This is a genomic window from Methylobacterium sp. JK268 (assembly GCF_054052225.1).
In genome coordinates this window covers 310,423-329,266 of record NZ_JBSVZN010000002.1, presented here as the reverse complement: position 1 = coordinate 329,266, position 18,844 = coordinate 310,423, and the positions used below count along the sequence as shown (strand labels likewise).

The 18,844-nt window shown below is 72.8% G+C and carries 15 protein-coding genes; 2 read left to right on the top strand and 13 right to left on the bottom strand.

Annotation, left to right across the window (positions count from 1 at the left end; translation table 11 throughout):
- Window positions 1-114: 114 nt before the first annotated feature.
- From ACW9J6_RS03465 to ACW9J6_RS03455, 3 genes are all read right to left on the bottom strand, one after another.
- Window positions 115-969 carry an SDR family NAD(P)-dependent oxidoreductase gene (locus ACW9J6_RS03465; RefSeq protein WP_457115024.1) on the bottom strand — a complete coding sequence of 285 codons (855 nt, stop codon included), beginning with the start codon at window positions 967-969 and terminating at the stop codon, window positions 115-117.
- Entirely contained in the window at window positions 966-1,733 is a 768-nt protein-coding gene (locus ACW9J6_RS03460) for an enoyl-CoA hydratase-related protein (RefSeq protein WP_457115023.1), read from the bottom strand. Before ACW9J6_RS03460 ends, ACW9J6_RS03465 begins: the two co-directional genes overlap by 4 nt.
- A 242-nt stretch (window positions 1,734-1,975) precedes the next feature.
- Window positions 1,976-3,754: an acyl-CoA dehydrogenase gene (locus tag ACW9J6_RS03455; protein WP_457115022.1), complete on the bottom strand. Its 1,779-nt coding sequence runs from the start codon at window positions 3,752-3,754 to the stop codon at window positions 1,976-1,978.
- Window positions 3,755-3,862: 108 nt separating this feature from the next.
- On the opposite strand from ACW9J6_RS03455, the gene ACW9J6_RS03450 reads away from it, so the two are divergent.
- Window positions 3,863-4,852 carry an L-threonylcarbamoyladenylate synthase gene (locus tag ACW9J6_RS03450; protein ID WP_457115021.1) on the top strand — a complete coding sequence of 330 codons (990 nt, stop codon included), beginning with the start codon at window positions 3,863-3,865 and terminating at the stop codon, window positions 4,850-4,852.
- Window positions 4,853-5,028: 176 nt separating this feature from the next.
- On the opposite strand, the gene wrbA is transcribed toward ACW9J6_RS03450, so the two are convergent.
- Entirely contained in the window at window positions 5,029-5,628 is a 600-nt protein-coding gene (wrbA, locus tag ACW9J6_RS03445) for an NAD(P)H:quinone oxidoreductase (protein ID WP_457115020.1), read from the bottom strand.
- A 133-nt stretch (window positions 5,629-5,761) separates the two neighbouring features.
- On the opposite strand from wrbA, the gene ACW9J6_RS03440 reads away from it, so the two are divergent.
- Window positions 5,762-6,667, top strand: coding sequence for a LysR family transcriptional regulator (locus tag ACW9J6_RS03440; RefSeq protein ID WP_457115019.1), 906 nt, complete (start codon window positions 5,762-5,764; stop codon window positions 6,665-6,667).
- Here ACW9J6_RS03440 and greA read toward each other — a convergent pair.
- The 9 genes from greA to ACW9J6_RS03395 form a co-directional block, all read right to left on the bottom strand.
- The gene (greA, locus tag ACW9J6_RS03435; RefSeq protein WP_457115018.1) at window positions 6,651-7,112 is read right to left on the bottom strand and encodes a transcription elongation factor GreA; all 462 of its coding nucleotides are present in this window, start codon (window positions 7,110-7,112) and stop codon (window positions 6,651-6,653) included. The two genes, ACW9J6_RS03440 and greA, sit on opposite strands and share 17 nt — an antisense overlap.
- 69 nt (window positions 7,113-7,181) lie before the next feature.
- Complete coding sequence (gene acuI, locus ACW9J6_RS03430; RefSeq protein WP_457115017.1) at window positions 7,182-8,168, bottom strand: acrylyl-CoA reductase (NADPH); 987 nt, start codon at window positions 8,166-8,168, stop codon at window positions 7,182-7,184.
- Between the two features lie 74 nt (window positions 8,169-8,242).
- Window positions 8,243-8,836, bottom strand: a complete 594-nt coding sequence (locus ACW9J6_RS03425) for a hypothetical protein (RefSeq protein ID WP_457115016.1) — start codon at window positions 8,834-8,836, stop codon at window positions 8,243-8,245.
- A 259-nt stretch (window positions 8,837-9,095) separates the two neighbouring features.
- Window positions 9,096-11,183 carry a methyl-accepting chemotaxis protein gene (locus ACW9J6_RS03420; protein WP_457115015.1) on the bottom strand — a complete coding sequence of 696 codons (2,088 nt, stop codon included), beginning with the start codon at window positions 11,181-11,183 and terminating at the stop codon, window positions 9,096-9,098.
- Between the two features lie 197 nt (window positions 11,184-11,380).
- Window positions 11,381-12,541 carry a cell wall hydrolase gene (locus ACW9J6_RS03415; protein WP_457115014.1) on the bottom strand — a complete coding sequence of 387 codons (1,161 nt, stop codon included), beginning with the start codon at window positions 12,539-12,541 and terminating at the stop codon, window positions 11,381-11,383.
- A 150-nt stretch (window positions 12,542-12,691) separates the two neighbouring features.
- Window positions 12,692-15,367: a pyruvate, phosphate dikinase gene (gene ppdK / locus ACW9J6_RS03410; RefSeq protein WP_457115013.1), complete on the bottom strand. Its 2,676-nt coding sequence runs from the start codon at window positions 15,365-15,367 to the stop codon at window positions 12,692-12,694.
- Window positions 15,368-15,476: 109 nt separating this feature from the next.
- Complete coding sequence (locus ACW9J6_RS03405) at window positions 15,477-15,620, bottom strand: DUF3096 domain-containing protein (protein ID WP_457115012.1); 144 nt, start codon at window positions 15,618-15,620, stop codon at window positions 15,477-15,479.
- 83 nt (window positions 15,621-15,703) lie between these two features.
- Window positions 15,704-16,348: a L,D-transpeptidase gene (locus ACW9J6_RS03400; RefSeq protein ID WP_457115011.1), complete on the bottom strand. Its 645-nt coding sequence runs from the start codon at window positions 16,346-16,348 to the stop codon at window positions 15,704-15,706.
- Between the two features lie 106 nt (window positions 16,349-16,454).
- Complete coding sequence (locus ACW9J6_RS03395; protein ID WP_457115010.1) at window positions 16,455-18,731, bottom strand: putative bifunctional diguanylate cyclase/phosphodiesterase; 2,277 nt, start codon at window positions 18,729-18,731, stop codon at window positions 16,455-16,457.
- Window positions 18,732-18,844: the final 113 nt, after the last annotated feature.

Genomic DNA, 18,844 nt, shown 5'->3' with positions numbered 1-18,844 from the left:
GATCTCCAGAGATGTGGCGAATGGCGAATGGCGAATGGCGAATGGCGAATGGCAATTAGTCTGACTTTGAGTCAACAAGTTTTTTAATCATATCCATTCCCTATTCGCCATTCGCTATTCGCTAATCCAATACCGCTCCGGCCGGCTGCCGTCCTCGTCGGTGAACCCGTAGGCACGGGCGAGGTCGGCGACGTGGAGCGTGCGCCCGCCCTGCCCAGCCACGTCCGGATCCCCGGCCAGGGCCGCGACCGCGCGGCCGGCGAACAGCGGGCTTTCCGTCGCCTCCGCCGCCATGCCGGCATCGACGGCGCGCTCGGTGCGGACCCGTCCGGGCGAGAGGGCGAGGGCCGTCACTCCGCGCGGGGCCAGTTCCGCGTTCGTCGCGACGGCGAGCCGGTTCGTCGCCGCCATGGCGAGGTCGTAGGCGAGGTCGCCGAGATAGCCATCCTCGGTCCCGAAGGTGACGAAGGCCAGGAGCCCGCCGCGCGCCGAGACCATCGCGGGCGCCACCGCCCGGGCGAGGAGCAGGGCCGCGTAGGGGCCGGACTGGAGGGCGTGGCCGAGGGGCGTCGCCGCGCGGCGCCAGAACGGGTCGCCCCAGGCCGCGCCGTCCGGGAAGCGCTCGCCGTCGAACCCCTCGTTGCCGCCCCACACGCTCGACACCGCGACGTCGATCCGCCCGAACCGGCGCAGCGTCCAATGGACCATGGCGTCCACCGCCTGCTCGCGCGTGTGGTCGCAGAGGTAGTGGAAACCCCGCCCTCCCGCGAGATCGACCTCGCGGGCGGCGTCCTCCAGCACCTCCGGCCGGCCGTCGGTGCGCGGCCCGCTCTCGCTGGAGCGCGCCGTCACGATCACCGTCGCGCCCGCCTCGCCGAGCGCCCGGGCGATGCCCCGCCCGACCCCGCGCGACGCGCCGGCGACGAGGCAGACCTTGGCGGAGAGGTCCGGGACCCCGCCGGGTCTCATGCCCGCGCTTTGCTCCGCTCGAGGAAGGCCCGGAAGGCGGCCTGGGCCTCCGGCGAGCGCAGGGCCGCCTCGAAGGCCTGGACCTCGGCCTCCAGGGCCGCCTGCACGGCGTCCCGGTCGCCGCGGATCAGCGCCCGGGTGGCCGCGAGCGCCCCGCGCGGCTTGGCGGCGAGCTTGGCGCCTTGCGCGAGGGCGTGCTCCAGGAGCGCATCGCTCGGGACCAGCGCGTTGGCGAGGCCGAGGCGCACGGCCTCGTCGCCGTCGAACGACTCGGCCAGCATCAGGATCTCGGTCGCCTTGGCGAGACCGACCCGGCGCGGGAGCAGGTAGCTGGAGGCCGCCTCCGGGACGAGGCCGAGATCGACGAAGGGCGCCCGGAACAGCGCGCGGGACGTCACGTAGACGAGGTCGCAATGCAGGGTGAGCGTCGTGCCGATCCCGATGGCGAGCCCGTCGACGGCGGCCACCATCGGGGTGCGCGTCACCGAGAGCTGGCGGATGAAGCGCAGGGAGGGCGCCTCGCGGAAGCCCGCGTCGTTCGCCCGCGCGACGAAGTTCGAGATGTCGTTCCCCGCCGTGAAGGCGCCCTCGGCGCCCGCGAAGACCACGGCACCGATCTCCGAGCCCTCGGCATCGGCCGCGACCAACGCCTCGCGCATGGCATCGTACATCTCGCCGACCAGCGCGTTCTTCTTCTCCGGTCGATCGAGCCTGATGAGGAGAACGCCGCCGGCCTCCCGGGTGATCCTGACGAGATCGGTCATGGCATGGGCTCCGTGGAGTTTATCTATACTCGACCCCTATTCCGGACGACTGAAGCGTCAGCGGAAGGAGATCAGGAAACCAGCACAAAACCTTGCCGCGAAGCGGCTCTGCATTGTGCGGCGTGGTACACAGGCGGTCGCTTCGCGACTTCTTGCGCTGGTTTTCGGATCTCCTTCCGCTGACGCTGCACTCGTCCGGAAAAGGGTCGAATCGTTGGTGGACCTCGAGCGAAGGAAGAGGATCAGCTCGCCAGCGCGAGGGCCGCGTCCTGCAGGGAGCCGGCGCCCGCGGTCACGGTGGCTTCCAGGCCGCCCGCGGCCGTCGCGAGGTTCTCGGCGAAGAACCGCGCGAGCGCGACGCGCGACGGATGCGCCGGGTCGGTGTCGCCCTCGGAGGCCGCGCGCTGAGCCGCCAGCGCCGCCTGGGCGAGGCGCGCGCCCCCCTCGGCGAGGCCGAAGAGGCGAAGATACGGCGTCGCGCCGGCGAGCGCCTCCTCGGGCCGGTTCGAGCGCAGCGCCCGCAGCAGGAAGCTCGTCGCGCGATCGAGGCTCTCGGTCGCCTCGCGCAGGCGCGGTGCGGTGAGCCCGAAACCCGGGCCGCCCTCCCGCAGGACCCGCTCGGCGATCCCGCGCAGCGTCGCGATCTGCGCCCGCACCACCGCGCCGTCGCGCAGCGGCAGCTTGCGGGTGACGAGGTCGATCGCCTGGATGCCGTTGGTGCCCTCGTAGATCGCCGCGATCCGCGCGTCGCGCAGGTGCTGCGCCGCGCCGGTCTCCTCCACGAAGCCCATGCCGCCGTGGACCTGGATCCCGAGCGACGCGACCTCGATGCCGATGTCGCTGGAGAAGGCCTTCGCCACCGGCGTCAGCAGCGAGGCACGGTCGAGGGCGTCGCGGCGCGCGGCCTCCGTGGGAGACCGGTGCGAGCGGTCCAGCGCCTCCGCGGTGACGTAGCAGATGGCGCGGGATGCCGCCGTCAGCGCCTTCATGGTGAGGAGCATCCGCTGCACGTCGGGATGCGCCACGATCGGGCTCGTGCCCTCGGCGCTGCCCGGCGCCTTGCCCTGGCGGCGGTCGCGGGCATAGGCGAGCGCCTGCTGGTAGGCGCGCTCGGCGATGCCGACGCCCTGGAGGCCGACGCAGAGCCGGGCGTTGTTCATCATCGTGAACATGCAGTTGAGGCCGCGGTTCTCCTCGCCCACGAGCCAGCCCACCGCGCCCTCGTGCTCGCCGTACACCATGGTGCAGGTCGGCGAGCCGTGGATGCCGAGCTTGTGCTCCAGCCCTGCGCAGCGCAGGTCGTTGCGGCTCCCGTCCGGCAGCACCTTCGGCACCAGGAAGAGCGAGATGCCGCGGGTGCCGGCCGGGGCGTCGGGAAGCCGCGCCAGGACGAGGTGCACGATGTTGTCCGTGCAATCGTGCTCGCCCCAGGTGATGTAGATCTTCTCGCCGCGGATCCGGTAGGTGCCGTCGTCCGCCCGCTCCGCCCGGCTGCGCAGGATCGCGAGGTCCGAGCCCGCCTGAGGCTCGGTCAGGTTCATGGTCGCGGTCCATTCCCCCGTGACCAGCTTCTCCAGGTAGCGCGCCCGCAGCTCCTCCGAGCCGTGCTGCGCCACCGCCTCGACGCCGCCCGCGGTGAGGAGCGGACCGAGCCCGAAGGACATCGAGGCCGCGTTCCACATCTCGACGCAGGCCGCGTTGAGCAGGAGCGGCAGGCCCTGGCCGCCATATTCCACGGGGCCCGGAAGCGCGTTCCAGCCCGCTTCGCTCCAGGCCCGGTAGGCGTCCCGGAAGCCCGCCGGCATGGTCACCGCGCCGTCCTTGAGCACCGCGCCCTGCTTGTCGCCGACCCGGTTCAGCGGCGCGATCACGTCGTTGGCGAAGCGGCCGGCCTCCTCCAGGATCGCCTCCGCGAGGTCCGTCGTGAGATCCCCGTGCAGCCCCTCCGCGATCGCCGCGTCGAGCCCGGCGACGTGCCGGATCGTGAACGCCATCTCGGCCACGGGTGCGCGAAAGCTCATCGGATCCTCCCGGCAGCGCCGCGCGATCATCCCGGCCGCGGGCCTCGTCATTTGACGCGAAGCCGGACGCGACGCTAGGGCGCTGTCATGTCGGACGATAGTTTACATGTGAACCAACCCCGGTCAACGGGCGCGACCCGTCTCCTGCCGGGCGACGCCGCGGGCGTCGCGGGCGCGGCCGCGCTCCTGCGCGCCGGAAGCCTCGTCGCCTTCCCGACCGAGACGGTCTACGGCCTCGGCGGTGACGCGAGCGACGGGGCGGCGGTCGCGGCGATCTACGCGGCCAAGGGGCGCCCGCGCTTCAACCCGCTCATCGCCCACCTCCCCGATCTCGCCGCCGCGCGCCGCGAGGGCGTGTTCGACGCCCCGGCGTCGCGCCTCGCGGATGCGTTCTGGCCGGGACCGCTCACCCTCGTGGTGCCCCGGGCGCCGGGAGGCCGCGTCTGCGACCTCGCCCGGGCCGGCCTCGACAGCGTGGCGCTCCGCGTCCCGGCCGCCCCCCTCGCCCGCGACCTCCTGGTGGCGACGGATCGGCCGGTGGCGGCGCCCTCGGCGAACCGCTCCGGCCGCGTCAGTCCCACCCGCGTGGACCACGTTCTCGGGGACCTCGACGGCCGCATCGCCGCGGTGCTGGATGGCGGCCCCTGCCCGGTCGGCGTCGAATCGACGATCGTGGCCTGCCTCGAGGGCGTCCCGCGGCTGCTGCGTCCCGGCGGCGTCGCCCGCGAGGCGCTGGAGGCGGTGCTGGGCGCTCCGCTCCTCGCGCCCGAGGCGACGGGCGAGGGTCCCGTGGCGCCCGGGATGCTCGCCTCCCACTACGCGCCGCGCGCGGCCGTGCGGCTCGAAGCCACCGCTATCGGCCCGGGCGAGGCGGCACTTCTTTTCGGCCCGGCGCGACCGCCCGGTCTCGACAGGGCCGTCGCGCAGCTCAACCTCAGCCCGGACGGGGATCTCGTCGAGGCGGCCGCGAACCTGTTCGCGGCCCTGCGCACGCTCGACGCCTCCGGCGCGGCGACCATCGCGGTTGGGCCGATCCCGCGGCAGGGATTGGGCGAGGCGATCGCGGACCGCCTGGCCCGGGCCGCGGCGCCCCGCTGAAACAGCCGCGGCGACGCGTCCCCGGCGTCATCGAGAAATTTCCCGTTGCTTCGGAACCGATCCGGAGGACGCCGCGTTAAGGGAGCATCGAAGGCCATCTCAAGCCCCCATCGGCCTTCCCCCTTGACAGGGCCCGGAGCGATCCGGGCCTTTTTCTTTGGCATGCCCGAACGGGATCAGCCGGCGAGCTTGGCGGCGATCCCGGCCACGTGGCGGCCCTGGAAGCGGGCACCCTCGCGTTCCACCTCGGAGGGCTGGCGGCTGCCGTCCCCGTCCGCGATCGTCGAGGCGCCGTAGGGCGAGTTGCCCATCACCTGCGCCACGCCGAGCTGGCCCTGGAAGCTGTAGGGCAGGCCCACCAGGACCATGCCGTGGTGCAGGAGCACCGTGTGGAAGCTCAGGATCGTCGATTCCTGGCCACCATGCTGCGAGGCGGTCGAGGTGAAGACCGAGCCCACCTTGCCGACCAGCGCGCCCTTCATCCACAGGCCGCCGGTCTGGTCGATGAAGTTCTTCATCTGCGCGGCCATGTTGCCGTAGCGGGTCGGCGTCCCGAAGATGATCGCGTCGTAGCCCGGCAGTTCGTCGACGGTGGCGATCGGCGCGGCCTGATCGAGCTTGTAGTGGGCGTTGCGCGCGACCTCCTCCGGCACCAGCTCGGGCACCCGCTTCACGTGGACTTCCGCGCCGGTCTCGCGGGCGCCCTCGGCGACCGCGTAGGCCATCTGCTCGATATGCCCGTAGGTGGAGTAGTAGAGCACCAGAACCTTCGCCATCGTCGGTCTCCTCCGCGCTGAGCCATCGCGCCCGACCTGCGGCCGGTCGCCGTGACGGCACCATCGGGCATCGCCTGGCGAACCGAAACGGCCTATGATGCAAGCCTGGTCGTGCACGGATGCAAGGAAGGCCGTGGGATCCCCTCTCTCCTGGGACGATTTCCGGCTCGTCAAGGCGATCGCCGACCAGCGCGGCCTCGCGCCGGCCGCCGCGCGGCTCGGCATCAACGCCTCGACCGCCTTCCGCCGCCTCGGCCAGATCGAGGCGGCGCTCGGCACGCCGCTGTTCGAGCGGCGCCGCGCCGGTTACGCGGCGACGCCGGCGGGTGAGGAGATGGTGCGGGCCGCCGCCCGGATGGAGGACGACGTCGCCGCCTTCTCGCGCAAGCTCGACGGCCAGCTGCTGGCACCGTCCGGCGAGCTGCGCGTCACGACGGCGGATTCCCTGTTCGGCTACCTGCTGGCGCCGATCCTGGCGCGGTTTCCCGACCGCTACCCGGAGATCCGCCTCGATCTCGTCCTGTCGAACCGCCCGCTCAACCTCGCCAAGCGCGACGCGGACGTCGCGCTGCGCGCCACCGACGATCCGCCGGACACGCTGGTCGGGCGGCGCCTCGCCACGATCGCCTGGGCCCTCTACGGGCGGGTGGAGGACGGGGCCGCGCGGCCGCTCGCGGAGCGGCGCTGGATCTCGCTCGCTCACGAGACCGGAGCCGCCAAGGTGGCGCGGTTCGTGGCGATGCGGGCCGAGCCCGCGCGGATCGTCCTGCGGGTCGACACGGTGGCGGCCCTGGTCGAGGCCGTGGAGGCCGGGATCGGGATCGCGCCCCTCGCCTGCGTGGTGGGAGACCGCCAGCCCGGCCTGACGCGCCTGTCCGAGCCGCAGCCGGATCTGGCGACCGGGCTCTGGCTCCTGACCCACGCGGATCTGCGACACGCCGCGCGGGTACGGGTGTTCCTCGACTTCGTCGCCGAGGAGATCGGCCGCCAGCGCCCGCTGATCGAGGGGCGCGGGGAGCGCGCTACCGAACCTCGATGATCTCGATGTCGTGATCCGCCACCGTCACGGCGTCGCCCGCCTGCTTGCCGGTGAGCGCGCGCGCGAGCGGTGCCACGTAGGCGATGGAGCCCTTGGCCGGATCGGCCTCGTCCTCGCCGACGATCCGGAAGGTCTGGCGCGTGCCGTCCTCCCGCTCGATTGTGACGGTCGAGCCGAAATGCACCGTGTCGCCGGGCGTGGGCTCGATCACCTGCGCGGAGGTCCGGCGGGCCGTCCAGTAGCGTAGATCCCGGTTGGTGCGGGCGAGCGCCGCCTTGTCGTCCGGACCCAGGGCGGCGTGCTCCGCGTGCAGCCGATCCAGCTCGGCCTCGATCAGGGCGAGGCCCTCGGGGGTGACGAAGTTGGGATGCGGGGAGATCGGACGGTCGGGCAGGTCCTCGAAGGCCTCCCCGCCCTCCGGCTCACGAACGAAGGCGATGCTCATGAAACAGGCAACACGCGGAGCACCGTCAAGGTTCCCGGCAAAATGATGCCAATTCGGTGGCGGGATCGCTCAATCGATGGCCACGACGATCCGTCCGCGCACGCGCCCGGCCAGGATCTCCGGAGCCGTCTCGATCACCCTGTCGAGGCCGATCGTCGTCGTCATAGCCGCGAGCTTGGCCGGATCGAGATCGCGGGCGAGCCGGCCCCAGGCCTCGCGGCGCAGCGGGAGCGGCGCCACCACGCTGTCGATGCCGAGGAGCGCCACGCCCCGCAGGATGAAGGGTGCCACCGAGGTCGGCAGATCCATGCCGCCCGCATTGCCGCAGGCGGCCACCGCCCCGCCGCGCTTGGTCATGGAGAGAAGATTCGCGAGCGTCGCGCCGCCCACCGTGTCGATGCCAGCGGCCCACCGCTCCTTGGCGAGGGGCTTTGCCGGCTGGGACAGTTCCGACCGATCGAGGATCTCCGCGGCGCCGAGGTCGGTCAGGTAGGCGGCCTCCGCGGCGCGGCCGGTCGCGGCGATCACGCGCCAGCCGGCCGCGGCGAGGAGCGCCACGGCCACCGAGCCGACGCCCCCGGCCGCGCCGGTCACGACGGCCGGACCGTGCGCGGGCGTGAGGCCGTGCCGCTCCAGGGCGAGCAGGCAGAGCATCGCGGTGTAGCCGGCCGTGCCGATCGCCATGGCCTGGGCCGGGGTGAGGTTCGCCGGCAGGGGCACCAGCCAGTCGCCCGGGACGCGGGACTTGCGCGCAAAGGCCCCGAGATGGGTCTCCCCGGTGCCCCAGCCGTTCAGCACCACCGCGTCGCCCGGCTTCCAGTCCGGATGCCGGGATTCCTCGACCACGCCGGCGAAATCGATGCCGGGGATCATCGGGAAGCGGCGCACGACCGGCAATTTGCCGGTGATCGCGAGCCCATCCTTGTAGTTGAGGGTCGAGTGCGTCACCCGCACGGTGACGTCACCCTCCATCAGGCCGGATTCGTCGAAGCGGGTGAGCGCGACCGACTGGCCACCCTCACCCTTCTCGATCACGATCGCCTCGAACTCCGCCATGCGCGCCTCCCGGATGCCCCTCGGTTGTGGGGCGGCGCGGGGCGGGCGGCAAGGCGGCCGGGCGGATGCGGGGCTCAGAAGTCCCCGAACGCCGCGCCGGTCACCGCGCCGGCGGTGGCGAGCCCGAGGCCCAGGCCGGCCCCGGCGAGGCCGAAACCGGCGCCGACCGGGCCGGACGCGTAGGTGCCGGGATAGCCGCCGCCGTAGCCGCCCTGGCCGCCGGCCGGTACCCAGCCCGCCCGGGCCGGCGAGACCAACACGCGGCGCTGGTAGGTGGCGTAAGCCGGCGGGATCACCTCCGGCACCACCTCCGGCGCCCGCACCAGCACGCGGCGGTGGCGCACGGCGTAGCGGGCCGGGGTGGTGACCCAGCAGCCCACGAGCGCGCCGCTCGCGTCGTAGGAGGTCTGCCAGACCCGGCGCGGCGGGGAGACCAGCACCTGCTCGGCCACCGTGTCGTAGACGGGCGGCGTGACGTGGGTGATCGTGCGGGCGGGCCGGACCATGACCTGCTCGGCGACGGTGTCGTAGACCGGCGGCGTCGTCACGTAGCGGTAGCAATCGGCGGAGGCGCAGCCGTAGCCGCCGGCCTGGGCCGGCAGGGTGAACGCGGCGAGGCCCGCCGCGGCGGCGAGCAGGAGCGGGAGACGGGCGACCGGAACGGTCATCGGGGGTTCCTCATGGACGAAGGGGCAGCGCGGGCGGGGAGCACCGCGCGTGGCCGTATGGAAGCCGCGCCCGACCGCGGCCGGCAAGTCGAAAGCCCTGCCACGGTAAAATCGCCCTCGGAAATTACTACGTATTTGCACAGATCCCCGTCAGGATCACGCAACACCCCGGCCGGCCGGCGCCAGTTCCTGCGGCGAGCGGATCAACACAGGACATTTGCCGTTTAAGATTAATGGATCCCGTGCGGCGCCCGGATCGTCAGGCGGCGCGCATCGAGGCGACGAAGCCGTGCATGGTGCTGCGCAGCCGCTCGGCTTGGACCGCGAGGTCGGAGGACGCGGCGAGGACGTGATCGACGCCGTCCCGGGTCTCCTCGCTGGCCCGAGCCACGTCCGCGATGCTCTCCGTCACGGCCCCGGTGCCGCCCGCCGCCTGGGCGACGGCCTCGACGATCGACCGGGTCGCGGCCGATTGCTGCTGCACGGCGGCGGCGATGGCGGCGGCTGTCCGGTCGATCGTCCCGATCGTCGCGGAGATGCCCTCGATCGCCGGGACGGCCTGCCGCATGCTCGCCTGGATGGCCGAGATCTGGGCGGTGATGTCATCGGTTGCCCGGGCGGTCTGGCCGGCCAGGCTCTTGACCTCGGCGGCCACCACCGCGAAGCCGCGGCCCGCCTCCCCGGCGCGGGCCGCCTCGATCGTGGCGTTGAGCGCCAGCAGGTTCGTCTGCCCCGCGATGCCGGAGATGATCTCGACGATGGCGCCGATCCGCGACGCGATGCCGGCGAGGTCCGCCACGACCGTGGCGGTCGTTCCCGCCTCGCGCACGGCGTCCTGCGCGAGCCGGGCCGAGACGTCGACCTGCTGGCCGATCTCGGCGATGGAGGCGCCGAGTTCCTCCACGGCGCCGGCGACGGCCGCGACATTCTCGGAGGCCAGCCCCGCGGAGGCCGCGACCGCGGTCGATTGCCGAGAGGTCCGCTGCGCCGAGCCGGTGAGCTGCTGGGCGGTGGCCTGCAACTCGGTGGCGGCCGCAGAGACGGATTGCGCCACCGCGCCGATGGACGATTCCACTTCTTCGGCGAGGCCGGCCATGGCGCGGCGGCGCACGGCCTCGTTCTCCTGCCGGTCCGCGGCGGCCTGCGCCTCGAGCTGCCGGTTGCGCTCCAGCCCCGCGCGGAACACCGCGACGGCCTGCGCCATCGACCCGATCTCGTCGCGGCGCCCCGCCCCCACGATCGCGACGGCGAGGTCTCCCGCCGCGATCCGCCTCATCCCCTCCGTCATGGCCGCGAGCGGCTTCGTCACGCGCGCCCGGATGATCCAGAACGCCGCGGCGGCCACCAGGGCGGCCGCGCCCGTCGCCAGGATCGCGAAGCCGAGCGCCGCCCGCGCCTCGCCGGTCAGATCCGCGATCCGCGCGATGGCGCTGTCGTAGGCGGCGTCGCGCGCCTGCGCGATCAGGGTCCACATCGGCACAACGGTCTCGCGGTAGGTCTTCCCGTCGATGGGGAAGCGGCCGCTGTCGAACTGCCCGACGAGGGTGGATTTCAGCGCCCGGAAGGGCTCCCAGAAGCCCTGCGCGACGCTCCGCACCGCCGCCTTGATGTCCGGCGACGCCGAGACGTGGTCGGCGGTCGCGGCGATGCGGGTCCAGACCTGGAGCACCTGTCCGTCGAGCTGGGTGAATTGCTGGCGGTCTCCCGCACTCACCGGCCGCGCCGCCACGACGAAGTTCTGCAGCGTGCCGGCCTGACGCCCGGCGACGTCCCGCAGGTCCCACAGGGAGCCGGCGAGGTCGCCCATGCGGTAGGCGATGCCGTCCGCGGTGGCGACCGCGACCAGTTGATCCCGGAGCAGGGCGATGATCGCGCGGTTGAGCTCCGTCACCGCGGTCACGACGTCCGAGGCGGCGTCGCCGCGGCGCTCCACCGGCGTCCCCGCCAGCAGCGCGTCGATCCGGCCGCGGAGGGTCTGAAGGTCCTGCTGCTGCCGGTCGAGAGCGGACAGGATCGCGGCCTCGTCGGGCCGCCGGGCCGCGAGACGCTCGCCGAGGTCGTGCGCCCGGGCGAAGGCCGCGTCCGTGGCGCGACGGCTCTCGGCGATGGCGGGCCGCCCGGACGAATCGCCCGGCGCGATGGTGCCGAGCTGCAACTGGAGGAGGCCGCGCTCCAGGTTCAGCGTTCCGGGAATGTCGGCCAGGGCCTTCGACACCTGGAGCCGCAGCGCGGCCTCGGCGTAGGTGTCGAGGCGGCGGCTCTGGGCGGCCCAGTTCCAGACCGCGAGCCCGCAGCCGAGCGTCGCCAGCGCGAGTACCACCGCGGGCAGCAGCCTTCCGAGACGCATATTCTCCCCCCGCGCCGGTACGGTCCCGCCGATCGAGGGTCGTTGCGGCTGCTCGTCACCGGATGGCCGGGCGGACGGCGGATGCGCGACACCTTCGAGGCGGCCTCGACCGTCTACCGGGGAAACCTAAGACAGAAATCATTGACGTTGGGTAATCAAAACGCCGGAGCGCGTCGCCGCGAGCCCGCTTCCGGCGCTCACGTCTGGCCCGGCTTGAGCTGGTAGAAGATGTGGCGGCCGATCACGTCCATCTTCTTGAGGCGCCGGGACCAGCTCGGACGGACGTAGTCGGCGTGATAGTGCGTCGCGCCCCCCACATCGGCCAGGTAGGTGCGGCCCTCCACCACCTCGCGGGCGACGCGCGCCGCCGTCGTCCAGGCGGCGGTATCGCTGACGCGCAGGGACCGGCCCTCGCAGGCGAAGGAGAACTGGCACCCCATGTAGCGGTGGCGGTTCTGGTACACGACGCCGCAGATATTGGCCGGGTAGAGGCCGCTCTTGGCGCGGTTCAGCACCACCTGCGCCACCGCCGCCTGCCCCTGCTCGGACTCGCCGCGGGCCTCGAAATAGACCGCCTCGGCGAGGCAGCGCTGCTCCCGCTCGGCGGTGTCGGGCGTGATCAGGTCGGCGTAGCGGCGGCGCGCCTCGTCGCCGGGGAGGTCCTCCGGGGCGATCCGCGCCGCGGCGGTGCCGTCGGGCCGCGCCTCGAGGTGCGGGCCGAGCAGCCCGCCGGCGACGGGCGCCGCGGCGACCTCGATCGGCGTGGCATCGGCCGGCGCCGGCGTCGTCGAGGACAGGGCGACGGCCCGCGGCACCGTCGGCGTGGCGCCGTCCTGGCGCGCCTCTCCGGTGCGGACGCCCGAGGCCGCGCCCCGGGTCTCGTCGGAGGCGGCGCTCGACGGCGAACTCTCCGCCGCGCGGTCGCCGGGCAGCCCCTCGGGGAGCGGGACGAAGCCGGAGGCGGGTTCGAGGTCGGGGTTCCAGGCGGCCGGTCCGGGCGTGAGCGTCGAGGCGACACCGCTTCCGGCGCCGCTGAGCCAGCCCGAGCGGAGCGCGGAGAGGAGCCGGCGCGAGGCGCCGACACGGGCAGGCACCAGGGCGTCGGCCTTGGCCTCCCGCGGGGCGACCGGGTACGGCCCGGCCCCGGTCTTGAGGTCGTCCCGCGGCGCCAACGCCCCGAGGGGCGCCCGCGCCTCCGCGTCGAGCGGGACGAGGCCGGCGACCGGCAGGGGCGGCGTCGCGCGGGCCGCGATGAGGGCGACGGCGCTCGATCCGAAGGAGGAATCGACGCCCGCCGCCGCCGTGAAGGAGACGAGCACGCCCGCCGCCACCACCCAGGGCAGCGTCGCGGCCGCCATCCAGCGGACGCCGCGCCCTCGTTGTCTCCGCCTCGCGCGCACGCTCCGATCCCGCGGCTGTTGATCCCACGGCCGCGTGGCGGCCCGGCGCGATGATCGGAGCGTATGGTTGAGCGTCGGTTAACCGGCGGGAAGCGGCCCGCCGGTTCGTCAGGCCTGGCCCTGTGGCTTCGCCGAGAGGGCCGCCTGCGCGGCGGCGAGCCGCGCGATCGGCACGCGGTAGGGCGAGCAGGAGACGTAGTCGAGGCCGACCTCCTGGCAGAAGGCGATCGAGGCCGGGTCGCCACCGTGCTCGCCGCAGATGCCGAGCTTGATGCCGGCCCGCACGGCACGGCCGCGCTCGGCGCCGAGCTTCACGAGTTCGCCCACGCCCTCCTGGTCGATCGACACGAAGGGGTCGGCGGCGAGGATGCCGGCCTTGGTGTAGGGGCCCAGGAATGTGCCGGCATCGTCGCGGCTGATGCCGAGCGTGGTCTGCGTCAGATCGTTGGTGCCGAAGGAGAAGAACTCCGCGGTCTCGGCGATCTCGCCGGCCCGCAGGGCCGCCCGCGGCAGCTCGATCATCGTGCCGACCTGGTACTCGACCCTGGTGCCGCTCTCCTGCGCCACCGCCTTGCCCATGGCGTCGATGCGCGCCTTCACGAGGTCGAACTCGGCCTTGGTGAAGACCAGGGGCACCATCACCTCGGGGATCACCGGCTTGCCGGTCTGCCGGGCGGCCTCGACGGCCGCCTCGAAGATCGCGCGCGCCTGCATCTCGGCGATCTCCGGGAAGAGGATCGCCAGCCGGCAGCCGCGGAAGCCGAGCATCGGGTTCGTCTCGTGCAATTCGGTCATCCGCCGCCGCAGCTTGTCGGCCGGCAGGCCGGTCTCGGCCGCGAAGGCGGCGACCTCCTCCTCCTTCGGCAGGAACTCGTGCAGCGGCGGGTCGAGGAGCCGGATCGTCACCGGCAGGCCCGACATGATGGTGAACAATTCGACGAAATCCGCCCGCTGGTAGGGCAGGAGCTTGGCGAGCGCTGCGCGCCGTCCCTCGGCGTCGTCCGCGAGGATCATCTCGCGCACCGCCGTGATGCGGCCCGCGTCGAAGAACATGTGCTCGGTGCGCGACAGACCGATGCCCTCGGCGCCGAAGTTGCGCGCCGCGCGGGCGTCGGCGGGCGTCTCGGCATTGGCCCGCACCTTCATGGTGCGCACCTCGTCGGCCCAGCTCATCAGGGTGGCGAAGTCGCCCGAGAGCTCCGGCTCCCGCATCGGCATCTCGCCCCGGATCACCTGCCCGTTCGAGCCGTCGATGGTGATGAGGTCGCCCGCCTTCAGGGTCACGCCTCCGACCGAGAGGGTGCGGGCGTTGTAGTCGACCCGGATCGCGCCCGCGCCCGACACGCAGGGCTTGCCCATGCCGCGGGCCACCACGGCCGCGTGGGAGGTCATGCCGCCGCGGGTGGTGAGGATGCCCTCGGCCGCGTGCATGCCGTGGATGTCCTCCGGCGAGGTCTCGATCCGCACCAGGATGACCTTGCGCTCGGCCTTCTTGGCGGCCTCGGCCTCCTCGGAATTGAAGACGATCTCGCCGCAGGCGGCGCCCGGCGAGGCCGGAAGGCCGCTCGCCAGCACCTTGCGCTCCGCCTTCGGGTCGATGGTCGGGTGCAGGAGCTGGTCGAGGGAGGCGGGCTCGACGCGGCCCACCGCCTCCTCGCGGGTGATCAGCCCCTCGCCCGCCAGCTCCACGGCGATGCGCAGGGCCGCCTTGGCGGTGCGCTTGCCGTTGCGGGTCTGCAGCATCCAGAGCTTCCCGGTCTCGACCGTGAACTCCATGTCCTGCATGTCGCGGTAATGGTGCTCCAGCAGGCCGTAGATGCGGACCAGCTCCGCGTAGGCCTCCGGCATCGCCCGCTCCATCGACGGCTTGTCGGAGCCGGATTCGATGCGGGCCGCCTCGGTGATGTCCTGCGGAGTGCGGATGCCCGCCACCACGTCCTCGCCCTGGGCGTTGATCAGGAACTCGCCGTAGAGCGCCTTCTCGCCGGTGGACGGGTTGCGCGTGAAGGCGACGCCGGTGGCCGACGTGTCGCCCATGTTGCCGAACACCATGGCCTGCACGTTGACGGCGGTGCCCCAGCTCGCCGGGATGTTGTGCAGCTCGCGGTACTTGTTGGCGCGCGGGTTCATCCACGACCCGAACACCGCCCCGATCGCGCCCCAGAGCTGGGCCTGCGGATCCTGCGGAAAATCCTGGCCGAGCTCGCGCTTCACGATCGCCTTGTACTCGCCGATCAGGTGCTTCCAGTCCTGGGCGGAGAGATCGGTGTCGAGGTCGAGGCCCTTCGATTCCTTGTAGTGCTCGAGCGCCTCCTCGAAGGTGTGGTGCTCGACGCCGAGCACGACGTTCGAGTACATGGTGATGAAGCGCCGGTAGCTGTCGTAGGCGAAGCGCGGGTCACCCGCCCCCTCCGCCAGCGCCTCGACCGTGGTGTCGTTGAGGCCGAGGTTGAGCACGGTGTCCATCATGCCGGGCATCGACGCGCGGGCGCCCGAGCGGACCGACACGAGGAGCGGGTTCTCGGCGGCGCCGAAGCGGCGGCCGGTGAGCGTGCCGACGGCGTCGAGGGCGGCGTCCACCTGCTCCTTCAGCTCCGGCGGGTACTCGCGGCCGTGGTCGTAGAAGTAGGTGCAGACCTCGGTGGTGATCGTGAATCCCGGCGGCACCGGCAACCCGAGATTCGACATCTCGGCCAGGTTGGCGCCCTTGCCCCCGAGCAGGTTGCGCATCGACGACTGGCCCTCGGCCTTGCCGTCGCCGAAGGTGTAGACCCACTTCGTCATGGTGTTCGTCCGTCCGGGTTGCAACCTCACGCCTCGCCGGGGTTGGACCATCCCACGGCACAACGCAAGCTGAATGGCCGGGGCGCTCTGCGGAGCGGCGCGTCAGGATTCAGCGCAGGAGGCCGAGGCCGAACAGCCCGACGAGGATGAGGTAGATCGCCACGATGTAGTTCAGCAGGCGCGGCACGACCAGGATGAGGATGCCGGCGATGATGGCGATGATCGGCTGCAGGTGGGCGACCGTGATGGTCATGGGCGGTCTCCGGGCGCGGCCGGGAGCAAGCGTGGCCGCATTCCGACGACGCGTCAGACCTGCTCCGGTTCCCTAACGGGAGGTCAGGACCGGTAGCGGCCGTGCCGCTTCACCAGCACCGTCGTCCCGACCGGCACCCGCCCGTAGAGGTCGACGATGTCCTCGTTGAGCATCCGCACGCAGCCGGAGGACATCTGCTCGCCGATGCTCCAGGGCTCGTTCGTGCCGTGAATCCGGAACAGGATGTCGCGGCCGCCCTGATAGAGGTAGAGGGCCCGCGCCCCGAGCGGGTTGTCGAGGCCGCCCTTGCGCGAGCGGGGCAGGTCCGGGTGCAGGCTCACCATGGTGCGGGTGGGTCCCCAATCGGGCCACACCGCCTTGCGCCCGACCGAGGCGACGCCCTTCCAGGAGAAGCCGAGCTTGCCCACGCCGACGCCGTAGCGGATCGCCTCGCCGCCGTCCTGCACGAGGTAGAGGTGGCGCGCGTCGATGTCGACGACGATCGTTCCGGGCTTCTCCGGCCCCGCATAGGCCACGACCTGGCGCCGGTACTTCGGGTCCATCCGGCTGCGGTCGACGAGCGGCACGTCGAAGGGCTGGTCGGGCATCGTCCCGATGTACCAGGCCGCATCCTCGTCCACGGCCGCGACATTCGCGGGTCCGCGCGCCTGGCAGGCGGCGAGCGGGAGGCCCGCCAGGAGGAGGAGGAATGTGCGGCGCAGCGGCATGGGACCCCGGGATTCGGCGATGGACGTCTCGCGTCCCTGCCTAGCGCCTCGTGGGCCGCGCGGATGTGTCCCGCGCGCCGCAGGAGCCCGGGAAGCGCCCGCGCGGTCAGGCCGCCGCCGCGGCCGTGATCAACCGGGCGAGCGTCGCGGGCGGCACCGGGGGCGCCAGGAAGCGGCCCTGCACCAGGCTGCAGCGTGAGGCGCGGAGGGCGTCGAATTGCCGGCGCGTCTCCACGCCCTCGGCGACCGTGGCGATGCCCAGGCTGCGGCCGAGATCCGTCAGGGCGCGCAGGATCGCCGCGCAGAACGGATCCTCTCCGAGGCGGCGCGTGAAGGAGGGAGCGATCTTGATCGCGTCGAACGGAAAGGCCTGGAGATTGCTCAGGCTGCCGTAGCCGGTCCCGAAATCGTCGATGGCGATACGGGCCCCGAGCGCGCGCAGGTCGCGCAGGACCGGCAGCTCCGCGACCCGGTTCGACAGCAGCACCGACTCGGTGATCTCCAGATCGAGGCGGTGGGGATCGAGGCCCGCCTGGGCGACGGCCGACACGACCGTCAGCGCCAGCGTCGGGTTGCGCAGCTGCCCCGGCGAGAGATTGACCGCGAGGCGCAGCCGCGCCGGCCAGGCGGCGGCCTCCCGGCAGGCCGCCCGCAGCGCCCAGCTCCCGATCTCGTCGATCAGCCCGATCTCCTCCGCGATCGGCAGGAAATCGGCCGGCGGCACGAAGCCCCGCTCGGGATGCTGCCAGCGCAGGAGCGCCTCGCATCCCGAGAGGCGCAGCGATCGCGCGTCGAAGAGCGGCTGGTAGTGGATCTTCAGCGCGCCGGTCGCAACCGCGACCCGCAGCTCGTTCCCCAGCGCGGACCGCTCGCGCGAGGCCGCCTCCATGGCGGAGGCGAAGGCGACCGCCGTACCGCGGCCCGCGCCCTTCGCCGCGTAGAGCGCCTGGTCGGCCCGGTGCAGCACGTCGTCCGCATCGGTCCCGTGCTCGGGCACCAGCGCCACGCCGACGCTCCCCCCGATCGTCACCGCGTGTCCCGAGAGGTCGAAGGGGCGCGTCAGGGCGGCGACGATCCGCTCGGCCACCGCCATCACGCAATCCGAATCGTCCGCCGGAACCACGAGGGCGAATTCGTCGCCTCCGAAGCGCGCCACCGTGCCGCCGCCCGCGCAGGCGACGAGCCGGCCGGCGACCTGCCGCAGGAGGTCGTCCCCGGCCGGGTGGCCGAGCGTGTCGTTGACGAGCTTGAACCGGTCCAGGTCCAGGCAGAGCAGGCCCGCGACCCCGCCGCGGCGGCGCTGGTCGGCGATGGCCTCCAGCACCCGCTGCCGGAAGAGGGTTCGGTTGGGCAGGTCGGTCAGGGCGTCGTGATGCGCCATGTGGACGATGCGAGCCTCCGCGCGCCGCTTCTCCGTCACGTCCACGAGGACGGTGAGCATCGCCTCGCCGCCGCGGAAGGGCACGCGCCGCGCGTAGGGGACGACCTCGATCAGGCTGCCATCACGGCAGCGATGCAGGGCGGGTTCGCCACCCTCGCCGGCCGGGGTGACCTCGATCTCCCGCAGGGCGGCCAGCAGGAACTCCTCCCGCGGGTAGCCGTAATGGCTGATGGCCGCGTCGTTGACGGCGAGGAACCGGCCGGCGGGATCGGCGACCCACATCGGCAGCGGATTGGTCTCGAAGAGCAGCCGCGCCGATTCCTCGCGCAGCTTCACGTCGCCGATATCCGTGAGGGTCAGGCCCAGGTAGTCCCCGAGCGACGCGCCCTCGACCTGCAGATGGAGCGGCGGTGCGTCGCGGCGCGGATAGGCGATCTCGAAATTCACGCGCCGGCGCGCCCGCAGCGCGTCGCGCAGCCGGGCGAGGAGGCCGAGACGCTCCATGTCCGGGGCGAAGACGCTCAGCCGCTGCCAGAGCAGCGTGTCGAGGGGCCGACCGCCGATCTCGGCGGCGGCCCCGTTCAGGGCGACGATCTGGAAATCCTCGATCGCGCCGTCGGCGGCGCGGATGGCGCTGAGGGCGAGGACGCCCTGCCCGGTGGACCGGAGAACGGCTTCGAGGAGGTTGGTCCGGCTGGTCTCCCCGGCGAGGCAGGCGAGGACGCGGCGCCCCCCCGCGCGATCCCGCAGCGGCAGCATCAGGATGTCCGTCGCCAGGGCGAAGCCTCCGGTGACGCGCGTGCAGGGGCGCCGCACCGGCTCGCCCGTCGTCACCGCCTCCCGGATCATCGCGCCGAGGCCGTGGCCGAGCCCGTCCGGCAGGTCGTCGACGGCGACGCCCTGCGGGGGGATCCCGAGCCATTCCTCGAAGACCTCCCCGCCCCACATCAGGATGGCGGATCCCGCTTCCGGGATCGCGGCCACCACCGCGCGTCCCGCCAATCGCCCGAGATTTCCCAGGACGACGTTCTCATAGAAGGGAGTTCCGCCCGCCGCCAGCCGCGCGGAGTTCCAGCCTCTCAGCAGAGCGTCGATGGCAACCGCATCCTTCGCCG